Origin of the sequence: Kribbella sp. NBC_00889 (genome assembly GCF_045207705.1) — a bacterium.
Taxonomy (GTDB): domain Bacteria; phylum Actinomycetota; class Actinomycetes; order Propionibacteriales; family Kribbellaceae; genus Kribbella.
This window is the reverse complement of record NZ_CP108783.1, coordinates 6,149,252-6,162,240: the sequence shown is the minus strand read 5'-3', so window position 1 is coordinate 6,162,240 and position 12,989 is coordinate 6,149,252. Positions and strand designations below refer to the sequence as shown.

Here is a 12,989-nt window from a genome sequence, read left to right as displayed (position 1 = left end):
GACCCCCTGCTCGCGAGGTTAACGAAGTCGGTCGGTACAGGCGACCCGACACAGCCACGGCTCAAGAGGACTTGAGCATCTCCAGCGCCTTGCCGATCCGGCGAGCGCGGGTCTCCGGCTTCTTCGCGTCATTGATCGCGGTCACGTGCTCGCGGCGGTGGCTGTAACTCAGCGCGTCGAACGCCTTCCGCAGCCCGGCCTCCTCGAGCGCCGCGGCGAGCTCCGCCGGCACCTCCACTGTCCGTTCGGCCGCGTCCCGCGTCAGCGTGACGGTGACCGGGTCACCGGCGCCCTTGCCGAGCTCGGTGCGGATGCTCTTCAGGATGCCGAGCGCCATGCAGCCGCCCATCGACGCGATCGAGCCGCGGTACGCGACGCCGTCGAACGTCGCGTGCACCGGGATCCGCCCCCCGCCACCGAGTCCGGCGATCACCTCGCCCGGCACCTCCACCCAGGCGCCGCCCCCGTCGTTCACCACGATCGTGCCCTCGAACGTCTCCATGGCTCGCACCCTAGGACGAGAGCTTGCTGGGCCACCAGACCCGCTTGCCGATGTCGTAGGCCAGCGACGGCACCAGCAGCGAGCGGACCACGGTCGTGTCCAGCAGTACGCCGAACGCGACCATGAACGCGATCTGGACCAGGAACAGGATCGGCAGCACCCCGAGCGCCGAGAACGTGGCCGCGAGCACCACCCCGGCGGAGGTGATCACGCCACCGGTGACCGCGAGGCCGACCAGGATGCCCGGTCTGGTGCCGTGTTCCTGGGATTCCTCCCGCACCCTGGTCATCAGGAAGATCGAATAGTCGATGCCGAGGGCAACCAGGAAGACGAACGCGTAGAGCGGGATGCTCGGGTCCGCGCCGGGGAAGTCGAAGATGTGGTTGAACGCGATCGCGCTCACCCCGACGGTCGCGCCGAACGAGAGCACGTTCGCGACCACCAGCAGCACCGCCGCGACGATCGAGCGCAGCAACAGCATCAGCACGACAAAGATCACTGCCAGGATGGTCGGGATGATCACGCGCAGATCGCGATTGCTGGCGTCGAGTACGTCGAGGTTGATCGCCGTACTGCCGCCGACCAGGACGTCCGGACTGACCGTGTCCAGCTCGGTCCGCAGATGCTCGACCACCTTGGTGGCTTCCGGTGAATCCGCTGGGACGTTCAGCGTGGCCTGGACCAGCACCTTCCCGTCGACGACCTTCGGCGGTACGCCGGGAGCCACGGATGCGGACGCCGTGGCGACGCCGTCGACCTTCGACGCGGTCTGGACCACCTGGTCGGCCTGGTCGGCCGGCGTGAGGATCTGGACCGGCGTACCGGCGCCGGCGTCGAAGTGCCGGCCGAGCACCTCCTGGCCGGTGACGGACTCGACCTTGTTCAGGAACAGGTCCTCCTGCGATGTGCCACTGGCCTTGAACGTCGGCAGGAACGCGGCACACGCGAGCAGGGCCAGCGCGGAGATCACCCAGACCAGACGCGGACGGCGGCCGACCAGTCCGGAGACCCGGCCCCAGAGCTTGCGGCCGCCGACCTGGTCGCGGGCGTGCACGTGGTCGAGCCGCGGGATCGACGGCCAGAAGATCCGCCGCCCGAAGGCCAGCAGGATCGCGGGCAGGAACGTCATCGCGGAGATGAAGGCGCCGGCGATACCGATCGCGCCGACCGGGCCGAGACCCTTGGTGCTGCCGAGCTGGGAGAGCAGCAGGCAGAGCAGACCGAGGATGACGGTCGCCGCGCTGGCCGCGATCGGCTCGACCGCGGCCCGCCACGCGATCCGCATCGCCTGGTACTTGCTGGCATAGTCGTGCAGCTCTTCCTTGTAGCGCGACACCAGCAGCAGTGAGTAGTCGGTCGCGGCCCCGACGACCAGGATGAACAGGATGCCCTGACTCTGCCCGTTCAGTTCGAGTACGTCGCTCTTGGCCAGCGGGTACACCACCAGGGCGGCGAGGGCGAGACCGAAGACGGCGGTGAGCAGAACGGCGATCGGCAGCACCGGGCTGCGGTAGACGATGAGCAGGATGACGAAGACGACCGCGAGCGCGACACCGAGCAGGATCCCGTCGATGCCGCTGAACGCCACCACGAAGTCCGCGAACACGCCACCCGGACCGGTGACGTAGACATCGAGACCGGTCGGAGTGAGGGTCTGTTCGATACCTGTGCGCATCGTGTCGGCGACCGCGAACAGCACCGTCTCGCCGTCCTTGACCACTTCGTCGGCCCGGTCGCCATCGATCTCGACCGTGAGCAGCAGCGCCTTCTTGTCCTCGGACGGGACGATCGTCGTGGCCGGTGCGGCCAGGTAGTCGCCGATGGTCTTGCCGTCGCCGAGGTCCATCGCCGGGACGGAGGCGAGGAAGGCCTTCGCGTTGGCCAGGTCCGTCGGCGTGATGCCGGACTCGCGCACGATCAGGACGAAGTACGGCAGGGCCTTGGAGTCGACGAACTTGGCCGACTCGTTGGCGACCAGGGTCGACTCGGCCTGCTTGGGCAGGAAGTTCGCGTTGTCGTTCTCCTGGACCTCGCTCAGCTTGCCGACCGTCGGACCGCCGAGCGAACCCAGCACCAGCCAGCCGATCAGGACCGCCGCGATCGCGGCCCGCCACGCCCAGCGCCCCTTGCCCCGGCCCTGCCGAAGCTCATTGCCGTTGTCCGGGCCCCGCCGTTCGTCCTGTTCCACCGCTGTCCCCTCGCCGTCGGTACGGGCACAGTACCCAGTCATCTCTCACCACTCCGCGACCGGTGTGCGGGAGCCGTTTCTGCGGCGTAACAACCAGATGACCGCTCGGAAACACCCCGGTCATAGCGTCCTGGCCTACTAAGTGAGGCCGGATGATCGGAGACGCACGATGACGCTCGAGGCACGACCGGAGGTCGTCACTCCCCGCGACCGAACCGGGACGGTCGGCACGGTCGAGGCGCCGCGCCGCGGCCGCTGGATCGATGTGTGGGACCCCGAGGACGCCACCTTCTGGGCGCGGACCGGCCGCCGGGTGGCCCAGCGCAACCTGTGGCCGTCGATCTTCGCCGAGTTCCTCGGCTTCTCCGTCTGGCAACTGTGGAGCATCGTCGTGGTGTCGATGCCCAAGGCGGGCTTCACCTACAGCACCGACCAGTTGTTCTGGCTGGTCGCGCTGCCCAGCCTGGTCGGCGCGACGCTGCGGCTGCCGTACACGTTCGCGGTGCCGAAGTTCGGCGGCCGGAACTGGACGATCGTCTCCGCGCTGCTCCTGCTGATCCCGACGGCCGGACTGTCCTACTTCCTGACCCGGCCGGACACGCCGTTCTGGCTGATGGCGCTGGTCGCGGCCACCGCCGGCGTCGGCGGCGGCAACTTCGCGAGCAGTATGACGAACATCTCGTTCTTCTTCCCGGAGAAGGAGAAGGGCTTCGCACTCGGCATCAACGCGGCCGGCGGGAACCTCGGTGTCGCCGTGGTTCAACTGGTGGTGCCGATCGTGATCGTCGCCGGAGCCGGGTTGTCGCTGAACCGGGCCGGGCTGCTGTGGATCCCGCTGATCGTGCTGGCCGCCGTACTGGCGTGGAAGGTGATGGTGAACCTGTCCGTCGCGACCTCGTCGTTCCGGGCCTCGGTGACAGCGGCGAAGCGGCCGCACACCTGGATCATCTCGTTCCTCTACATCGGCACCTTCGGGTCGTTCATCGGGTTCTCGGCCGCGTTCCCGCTGCTGATCAAGACCACGTTCCCGGACGTCACCGGGGCCAACATCGCCTTCCTCGGCGCGCTGGTCGGCTCAGTGGCGCGGCCGTTCGGCGGCAAGCTGGCCGACCTGGTCGGCGGTGCCCTGGTGACGGTCTGCTCGTTCGTGGTGATGGGCCTGGGCATCCTGGCGGCGATCGTCTCGCTGAACGCGGGCAGCTTCGCCGGGTTCTTGATCAGCTTCCTGTTCCTGTTCGTCGCCAGTGGCGCCGCGAACGGATCGACGTACCGGATGATCCCGGCGGTGTTCCGGCTGACCACGCCGGGCGACCCGGCCCGCGCACGTCGCGAGGCGGCGGCCTGCATCGGGATCGCCTCCGCGGTCGGCGCGTACGGCGGCTTCCTGGTCCCGCGCGGCTTCGCGATGTCGACGAGCCACTTCGGTTCGCTGATCCCGGCGCTGTACGTCTTCTGCGGCTTCTACGTGGTCTGTCTGGCAGTGACGTACTTCTGCTACCTCCGCAAGGGCGGCCCGCTGAGTGGGGAGCGCGTGTGACGGCTGTCCCTACTCACTGCCCGTACTGCGCTCTGCAGTGCGCGACGACCCTGCACCCGGTCGACCGGCCGGGTGCGGTGTCGGTGCAGCCGCGAGCCATTCAAGCTTTTGAGGGTGGCCCGACCAACCGCGGCGGGCTGTGCCGGAAGGGCTGGACGGCGCCGGAGGTTCTGACGGTGCCGGACCGGCTCACGACGCCGCTGCTACGGAGCGCCGCGGGTGAGTTGGTGGAGGCGAGTTGGGACGACGCGTTGGACTTCGTTGCCGACCGCATCCGGTCGTTGCAGGACTCGTACGGTCATGACGCGGTGGCGGTCTTCGGCGGTGGTGGGCTGACCAACGAGAAGGCGTACGCGCTGGGCAAGTTCGCCCGGGTCGCGCTCAAGACCGCGAACGTCGACTACAACGGACGGTTCTGTATGTCGTCCGCGGCGGCCGCGACGAACCGTGCCTTCGGTATCGATCGTGGGCTGCCTTTCCCGCTGGCCGACGTCGGTGGTGCGGGTGCTGTGCTGCTGGTCGGCAGCAATATCGCCGAGACGATGCCGCCGGCGGTCGCGCACCTGCAGGGCGCGCGCGACGCCGGTGGGCTGCTGGTCGTCGATCCGCGTCGTACGGCGACTGCCGGGCTGACTGCGGAAGCCGCGGGGATCCACCTCCAGGCGACTCCCGGGACCGATCTGGCGTTGGTCCTCGCGCTGACCCACGTCGTACTGCAGGAAGGGCTTGCGGACACGGCGTACCTGAGTGAGCGGACGGACGACCCGGAGGGGTTGTTCCGCTCGACCGCGGCTTGGTGGCCTGAGCGGGCCGAGCGGGTGACGGGCGTGCCTGCTTCGACGATTCGGCGGGCGGCCCGGGTGCTTGCGGCTGCTGCACCGGTGCATGGCGGCGCTGGAGTGTTCATTCTGACCGGGCGCGGTGCTGAGCAGCACAGCAAGGGCACGGACACGGTGACTGCTTGTATCAACCTTGCTCTGGCGCTTGGCTTGCCGGGACGGCTGGGGAGTGGGTACGGCTGCATCACCGGGCAGGGGAACGGTCAGGGCGGTCGGGAGCATGGGCAGAAGGCTGACCAGTTGCCCGGGTACCGCAGCATCGCCGATCCGGCCGCGCGGGCCCACGTTGCTCGGGTGTGGGGTGTGGATCCTGACGACCTTCCTGGTCCTGGTCAGAGCGCGGTCGAGTTGATCAACGCGCTGGGTACGGCGGGAGGTGCGCGGGCGCTGCTCGTTCACGGGAGCAATCTGCTGGTGTCGGCGCCGCGGCTCGCATCGGTGCGGGAACGCCTTGCCGCGCTGGACCTGCTGGTGGTGGCGGACGTCGTACCGTCCGAGACCGCTCTGCTGGCGGATGTCGTCTTCCCGGTGACGCAGTGGGCCGAGGAAGAGGGCACCATGACGTCGCTCGAGGGGCGGGTACTGCGGCGGCGGGCTGCTGTCGCGCCACCTGGCGACGTACGGAGTGATCTGGCTGTCTTTGCCGGGTTGGCCTCGCGGCTGGGGTGTGGGGCGGCGTTCTCGACTGATCCGGCCGAGGTGTTCGAGGAACTGCGGCTGGCCAGTGCCGGTGGAAAGGCTGACTACTCGGGGATCAGCTGGGAGCGGATCGATGCGGGGGAGGCGTTGTTCTGGCCTGTTCCTTCTCCAGGGCATCCGGGGACGCCGCGGTTGTTCGCGGACGGGTTCAGTACGCCGGATGGGCGGGCGCACGTGGTGGCGGTGGATCATCGGCCTGTCGCGGATGATCTTCACGCCGCGGCGCCGATGTATCTGGTGACCGGACGGCTGTTGCAGCACTACCAGAGTGGGGCGCAGACGCGACGGGTGCCCGAGTTGGCGTCGGCGGAGCCGGAAGTGTTCGCGGAGATCCATCCACGGGTGGCGGCGCAGTTGGGGATCGCGGATGGGCGGCCGATGCGGTTGCGGACCGCTCGCGGGTCGATGGTGCTGGCGGCGCGGGTGACGGCGGATGTGCGTCCGGACACGGTATTCGTGCCGTTCCACTTCGGTGGTGCGGAGGCGGTCAACGAGCTGACCAACGATGTGCTGGACCCGGTGTCGCGGATGCCTGAGTTCAAGGCGTGTGCGGTCGAGGTGAGCGCGGCGAGTTTGCCGGCGACTGGAGTCTCCGCATGAGCCCGCGCGTGGTGATCATCGGGGGCGGGATGGCCGGTCGACGGTTGGCCGAGCTCTTGGCGTCGTACGACGTGACGGTGCTGGGCGACGAGCCGTCGTACAACCGCAGCCGTCTCACCGAGTACGTCGCCGGCCGCACCCCCGAGCCAATCCTCGGCAATGAGCCGGTCGCCACCGCAGTAGCCGTCGACCGCAACCGCCGCGTAGTAACGGACTCCGCCGGACACGAGTGGTCCTACGACCGGTTGGTGTTCGCGACCGGTGCGGTGCCTTCCGCGCTTGTTGGTTCGACCGGAGCTCACACCTTGCGTTCTGTGGGTGATGCCCGCGCTCTTGTTGATGCCGCGGGTCGGGTGCGGCGGGTGGTTGTGCTTGGTGGTGGTGTGCTTGGTGTTGAGACTGCGTGTGCACTGCGGGGGCGGGGTGTGCCGGTCACGTTGGTGCATGACGGGGAAACGCTGCTGGACAAGGCGGTTCGAGGATCGGCGGGGCGGCGGGTTACGCGGGCGGTTCGCGAGTTGGGCGTGGAGGTGTTGCTCAACGCGACGGTCGAACGGGCTGCGTCGCGGGATGGGCGGTTCCGGGCGTTGAGCCTGCGTGGCGGGCGGCAGGTGTTCGGCGACTTGTTGGTGGTGGCTTGTGGGGTGCGGGCGCGGACTGAATTGGCGGCTGGGCTGACGGTGCGGGACGGGATCGTTGTCGACCGCACGCTGACGAGTCCGGATGATCCGCGAGTGCATGCGATCGGGGATTGTGCCGAGATTGACGGCTGGGTCAGCGGGACGGTCGCGTCCGCGTGGGGGCAGGCCGAGGCGCTGGCGCGGCATCTGAACGGTGAGCCGGCCGGCGTGCCGGAGTACGACGTACTGCGGCTGACCGCCGGCGGGCTCGACGTACTTGCCTTAGGCAACAAGGATGAGGACGGGGAGGTGGTGCGGCTCGACGATGGGGAGCGGTATGTGCGGGCCGTGCTGCGGGACGGCGTGGTCCGGTCCGCGGTCGCGATCGGGGCGCCGGAGGTGGCCGCGGAGTTGGTGCTGCTGGCGGACCGCGGGACGCCGGTCGCGGCGGACGGGTTGCTGGCGGATCCCGTCGTACCCAAGAAGAAGGTGACCACCGTCTGCCGTTGCAACGGGGTCACCAGGGCCGCGATCGAGGCGGCCTGGCGTGGAGGTGCCGACAGTGTCGCCGGCATCGCCGCCACGACGCGGGCGACGACCGGGTGCGGCAGCTGCACCGGCGCCGTCGGCGAACTGCTCGACCGCTTCCGGCGCGGCGAGACCGAACCAGTTCCGAGCAGGAGGGCGACGATGACAGAGCTGAAGAAGGCCCGGCACGTGGTTGTGGTGGGCGGTGGCATGGTCGCGCACCGGCTCGTGGAGGCACTGCGATCCCGCGACACCGAGATCCAGTGGCGCATCACCGTGCTGGCCGAGGAACCACGGCTGCCGTACGACCGCGTCGCGCTGACCAGCTACTTCTCCGGCCGCGACCCCCACGACCTCGCGCTCGGCGAACCGGAACTCTGGGACGACCCGGCGGTGACGCTCCGCAAGGGCGTCCAGGTCACGTCGATCGACACCACCGCTCGGACTGTGACAACAGCGCCCGGCGAGCAGATCGGGTACGACGAGCTGGTCCTGGCGACGGGCTCGTCGGCGTTCGTCCCGCCGGTGAAGAACAACGACGCGCAGGGCTGCTTCGTCTACCGGACCGTCGACGACGTGGCCGCTCTCCGGGTCTACGTGGAGCGGCTCAAGTCCGAGGGCCGGCAGGTCAGCGGTGTGGTTGTCGGCGGTGGCCTGCTGGGGCTGGAGGCGGCCGGCGCGCTGCGGGCGCTGGGTGCCGCGACGAAGGTGGTCGAGTTCGCGCCGCGGCTGATGCCGCTGCAGGTCGACGAGGGTGGTGGCGCCGCACTCGCCCGTCTGATCGAAGGACTCGACGTCGAGGTGCTGGTGTCGACGCAGTGCAGCCGGGTGAAGCTGACGTCCCAAGGCGCGGCCCGCGCGATGGCCGTTGCCGACGGCCCCGATCTGCCCGCCGACGTGGTCGTGTTCGCGACCGGCGTACGGCCGCGGGACGAGCTCGGCCGGGCGGCCGGTCTGGCGATCGGCGAACGCGGCGGTGTCGTGGTCGACGAAGGCTGCCGGACCTCCGTGCCGGGTGTCTGGGCGATCGGTGAGGCCGCCTGCATCGAGGGCCGGGTCTGGGGACTGGTTGCCCCCGGCTACACAATGGCCGAGATCGTCGCCGACCGGCTGCTCGGCGGTGCGGCGACGTTCCCGGGTGCGGACACCTCGACCAAGCTGAAGCTGCTCGGTGTCGACGTCGCCAGCTTCGGCGACGCGTTCGGCGCGACCGAGGGTGCACTGGACATCGTGTACGCCGACCCGGTCGCCGGCGTCTACAAGAAGCTCGTGCTGTCCGACGATGCCCGGACGTTGCTCGGCGGCATCCTGGTCGGCGACGCGTCGGCGTACTCCGGTCTCCGCCCGATGGTCGGGCGCCAGCTCGGCGCGGACCCGGCCGCGTTCCTGCTGCCCGAGGGCGCCGCGCCGGTCAAGCTCGAGCTGCCGGACGACGCGCCGGTGTGCTCGTGCAACAACGTCTCGGCCGGCGCGATCCGGTGCTCGGTCCGCGACGACGGCTGCACCGACATGAAGTCGGTGTGTGGCAAGACCAAGGCCGGGACCAGTTGCGGCTCGTGCCTGCCGATCGTGAAGAACCTGCTGAACTCCGAGCTCACCAAGGCCGGTGTCGAGGTCAGCAAGGCACTCTGCGAGCACTTCGCGTTGTCCCGCGCCGAGCTGTTCGACGTCGTCCGGGTGACCGGGCTGCGGACGTTCAGCGAGATCGTCGAGCGGCACGGCACCGGACGCGGCTGCGACATCTGCAAGCCGGTGGTCGCGTCGATCCTGGCCAGCCTGGATCCGGCCGGTCACGTCCTCGACGGCGAGCGGGCGACGCTGCAGGACACCAACGACCACGTGATGGCGAACCTGCAGAAGGACGGCACGTACTCCGTCGTCCCGCGGATCCCGGGCGGTGAGATCACCCCCGAGGGGCTGATCACGATCGGCGAAGTGGCCCGCGACTTCGGCCTGTACACGAAGATCACCGGCGGCCAGCGGGTCGACCTGTTCGGTGCGCGGATCGAGCAGTTGCCGGCGATCTGGAAGCGGCTGGTCGACGCAGGCTTCGAGTCCGGGCACGCGTACGGTAAGGCGCTGCGGACCGTGAAGTCGTGTGTCGGCTCCACCTGGTGCAGGTACGGCGTACAGGACTCTGTCGGGATGGCGATCGCGCTGGAGCTGCGGTACCGCGGGCTGCGGTCGCCGCACAAGCTCAAGCTCGGGGTGTCCGGGTGCGCGCGGGAGTGTGCCGAGGCGCGTGGCAAGGACGTCGGCGTGATCGCGACCGAGAAAGGCTGGAACCTGTACGTCGGTGGCAACGGTGGAATGACGCCGCGGCACGCGGAACTGCTCGCGTCCGACCTCACCGACCCAGAGCTGTTCCAGGCCATCGACCGGTTCCTCATGTACTACATCCGCACCGGCGACCGGCTGCAGCGGACCGCGGTGTGGATCAAAGACATCGAGGGCGGTCTGGATCATGTCCGCGACGTCGTACTGAACGACAGCCTCGGCATCGCCGCCGACCTGGACGCCGCGATGGCCGCGCATGTCGACTCGTACGTGGACGAGTGGCGGGCCACGCTCAACGACCCCGACAAGCTGGCCCGGTTCGTCTCCTTCGTGAACGCGCCGGATCAGCCGGACGCCGACCTGCGGTACGTGGTCGAGCGCAACCAGCCGCGGCCCGCCACTCCGGCCGAACGCGGACAGCTGGAGCCGGTGCTGCTGGCCGGCCCCCGATTGGAGGTACGCCGATGACTGTCCTGACTGCGTTTGTGGTTTGTGAGTACGACGTGCTGCTGCCGGAGCGTGGGGTCGCCGCCTTGGCCGGCGAGCTGCAGCTCGCGGTGTTCCGGACCCACGGCGGCGAGGTGTTTGCTCTGGGCAACCAGGATCCGTTCAGTGGGGCGAACGTGATGTCGCGTGGCATCGTGGGGAGCAGAGGCGAGGTGCCGACGGTGGCGTCGCCGATGTTCAAGCAGGTCTTCGACCTGCGCACCGGCGAGTGCCTGGACGATTCGTCGGTGTCGCTGCCGGTGTACGAGGTCGAGATCGTCGACGGACAGGTGATGGTGAATCTCGGTGAGCACGGCTAGGCCCGGGCCACTCAGTGGCTGCACGATCGCGGTCACCGCGCACCGGCGTGCGGACGACCTGATCGCGGCGTTCGAGCGGCGAGGCGCGAAGGTGCTGCACGCGCCGACGCTGCAGATCGTGCCGGTCGCCGACGACCACGCGCTGCTCGAGGCGACCCGGCGGGTGATCGCGAACCCGCCGGACGACGTCGTCGTCACCACCGCGGTCGGGTTCCGCGGGTGGATCGAGTCCGCGGACAGCGCCGGCCTGGCGGCGGACCTGCTCGGCACGCTGGAGCAGTCGCGGATCCTGGCGCGTGGGCCGAAAGCGCGTGGCGCGATCCGGGCCGCCGGACTGGTCGAGCACTGGTCCGCGCGGTCCGAGACGACGGCCGAGGTGGTGGACTGGCTGCGCGACCAGGGTGTCGGCGGCCGGAAGATCGTCGTACAGCTGCATGGGTTGTCGGATCCGGCGCTGCAGGATTCGCTGCGCGCGGCCGGGGCATCGGTGCGTGGGCTGGAGGTGTACCGCTGGGGTCCGGCTCCCGATCCCGCTCTGGTGGAGCGGACGATCGGTCAGATCGGCGCCGGTGCGGTGGACGCGGTGGTGCACACATCGGCACCCGGTGCGCAGGCCATGATCGACTCGGCGGCTTTGACCGGGCAGTACGACGCTCTGATCGCGGCGCTGAAGTCCGGCCGGGTGCTGAACGCCTGTGTGGGTCCGGTGACCGCCGGGCCGTTCGTGAACCTGGGCCTGGAGCCGCTCGTGCCGGACCGCTTCAGGCTGGGTGCGTTGATCCGGATCGTGACCGACCAGCTCACCGACGACAACGCGCGGTCGATCGAGACCGAGCACGGGCAGTTGGTGATCCGTGGTGGCGCCGCGGTCCTGGACGGCGTCGTACTGCCACTCGGCCCGGGTCCGCGGGCCGTGCTGGCCGCACTGGTGGCGGCCGGAGGCGATGTGGTGTCGCGGCCGGCGTTGCTCGCGGTGCTCCCTGGTGCCGAGGACGTGCACGCGGTGGAGGTCACGGTGAACAGACTCCGGACGGCGATCGGGAAACCGGAGCTGGTCCGGACGGTGGTCCGGCGCGGGTACCGGCTGGCGGTCGAGGCGGCCGGGATTCCTTCGTGATCGACCTGGTCGCGGTGGCGCACGGGACCGCCGATCCGCGGGGTATCCGGGTCGTCCACGAACTGGTCCGGATGATGGCGCGGCAGCGTCCCGGCGTACCGATGTCGCTGGGCTTCGTGGATGTCGACGTACCGGCGTTGCCGTCGCTGGTTCGACGGGTGGTTGCCGACAGCAACCAGGCGGTCGTGGTGCCGCTGCTGCTCAGCTCCGGCTATCACGTGTACGTCGACGTTGCGGCCGAGGTGGACCGCTATCCGCGCCGGGTCCGCGCAGCGGCGGCACTCGGCCCCGATCCGGTCCTCGCCGACATCCTCGCCGACCGCCTGGGCGACCTCTCCCGAGTCGACCACGTGGTCCTCGCCGCAGCCGGCTCCTCGGACCCCCGAGCCCTCCAGGACTGCTCGTCCGCAGCCTCGCTCCTCTCCACCCGCATCGACCGCCCGGTCGACGTCGCCTACATCTCCGGCACCGCCGCCCCTCTCACCACAGTCCTCTCCCGAACCCCAGGCCGCACAGCCATAGCGACGTACCTCCTGGCCCCGGGCTTCTTCGAAACCCTCATCCACCGTCGCGCCCCCGGCCACCGCATCAGCCCACCCCTGGGGGCCGACCCCCGCCTCGCCGCACTGGCCCTGCGCAGGTACGACGAAGTCCAGGTGCTGGCTCACGCCGCCGGGCTGTAGGTGTTGATGACTACGCCGGTTGTGGTGGTCTCGGAGTGGTCCAGGGCCAGGGGCTGGTGGTGGTTGCCGAAGAGGTGTTGGCCGGAGCCGAGGGTCAGGGGGTGGATGAGGAGGATGTAGTGGTCGATCAGGTCGGGGATGGAGCGGATCAGGTGGCCGCTGCCCAGGACGATGAGGTCTTGCTCGGTCTTCAGTTTGGGGATGTCGTCGAGGGTGATGACGTGGGAGTTGGCCCAGGCGGGGTTCGTCAGGGTCGACGAGACGACGTACTTCTGCTGGTTGTCGAGGGCCTCGGAGTACGGGTTGTCCGGCTGGTTCGGCCAGAAGCCGGCGAAGTCCTCGTACGTGCGGCGCCCGAGCAACATCCCGCCGAACCGGCGGCCTCGCCCGAGCACGCGGCCCATGGCGTCCTGGCTGTACGGCGTTGCCCACCCGCCGTACCGGAACCCGTCGCGCGGGTCCTCGTCCGGCCTGCCCGGCGCCTGCATCACACCATCCAGGCTCACGTTGCACACCACCGTGATCTCACCCATGACTACCTCCTCGTATCGGTCTTCTCACCTCCTACACGAACGGGTCCCGACCAGATCGAC

Annotated in this window: 9 protein-coding genes; 6 read left to right on the top strand and 3 right to left on the bottom strand. The window is 69.5% G+C overall.

The features are described from left to right. Positions 1–61: 61 nt before the first annotated feature. Positions 62–502 (bottom strand): YdeI/OmpD-associated family protein, encoded by a 441-nt coding sequence (locus tag OG817_RS30095; protein ID WP_406047935.1) that lies wholly within the window; start codon positions 500–502, stop codon positions 62–64. Positions 503–512: 10 nt separating this feature from the next. Continuing rightward, the gene (locus OG817_RS30090; RefSeq protein WP_406047934.1) at positions 513–2,732 is read right to left on the bottom strand and encodes an MMPL family transporter; all 2,220 of its coding nucleotides are present in this window, start codon (positions 2,730–2,732) and stop codon (positions 513–515) included. Positions 2,733–2,859: 127 nt separating this feature from the next. On the opposite strand from OG817_RS30090, the gene OG817_RS30085 reads away from it, so the two are divergent. Genes OG817_RS30085 through OG817_RS30060 form a run of 6 tightly spaced genes read left to right on the top strand, consistent with a single transcriptional unit; the run spans position 2,860 to position 12,396 of the window. Beyond that, positions 2,860–4,227 (top strand): MFS transporter, encoded by a 1,368-nt coding sequence (locus OG817_RS30085; RefSeq protein ID WP_406047933.1) that lies wholly within the window; start codon positions 2,860–2,862, stop codon positions 4,225–4,227. Beyond that, positions 4,224–6,365, top strand: a complete 2,142-nt coding sequence (locus OG817_RS30080; RefSeq protein WP_406047932.1) for a molybdopterin oxidoreductase family protein — start codon at positions 4,224–4,226, stop codon at positions 6,363–6,365. The genes OG817_RS30085 and OG817_RS30080 overlap by 4 nt, the downstream gene beginning before the upstream one ends. Continuing rightward, positions 6,362–10,258 carry a nitrite reductase large subunit NirB gene (gene nirB, locus OG817_RS30075; protein WP_406047931.1) on the top strand — a complete coding sequence of 1,299 codons (3,897 nt, stop codon included), beginning with the start codon at positions 6,362–6,364 and terminating at the stop codon, positions 10,256–10,258. Before OG817_RS30080 ends, nirB begins: the two co-directional genes overlap by 4 nt. After that, positions 10,255–10,596, top strand: coding sequence for a nitrite reductase small subunit NirD (gene nirD, locus OG817_RS30070; RefSeq protein ID WP_406047929.1), 342 nt, complete (start codon positions 10,255–10,257; stop codon positions 10,594–10,596). Before nirB ends, nirD begins: the two co-directional genes overlap by 4 nt. Continuing rightward, positions 10,583–11,713 (top strand): uroporphyrinogen-III synthase, encoded by a 1,131-nt coding sequence (locus OG817_RS30065; RefSeq protein WP_406047928.1) that lies wholly within the window; start codon positions 10,583–10,585, stop codon positions 11,711–11,713. The genes nirD and OG817_RS30065 overlap by 14 nt, the downstream gene beginning before the upstream one ends. Further along, a complete protein-coding gene (locus OG817_RS30060) occupies positions 11,710–12,396 on the top strand; it encodes a sirohydrochlorin chelatase (RefSeq protein WP_406047927.1) in 687 nt (228 codons plus the stop codon). Before OG817_RS30065 ends, OG817_RS30060 begins: the two co-directional genes overlap by 4 nt. On the opposite strand, the gene OG817_RS30055 is transcribed toward OG817_RS30060, so the two are convergent. Continuing rightward, the gene (locus tag OG817_RS30055; RefSeq protein ID WP_406047926.1) at positions 12,378–12,929 is read right to left on the bottom strand and encodes a dihydrofolate reductase family protein; all 552 of its coding nucleotides are present in this window, start codon (positions 12,927–12,929) and stop codon (positions 12,378–12,380) included. The two genes, OG817_RS30060 and OG817_RS30055, sit on opposite strands and share 19 nt — an antisense overlap. Between the last annotated feature and the right edge of the window lie 60 nt (positions 12,930–12,989).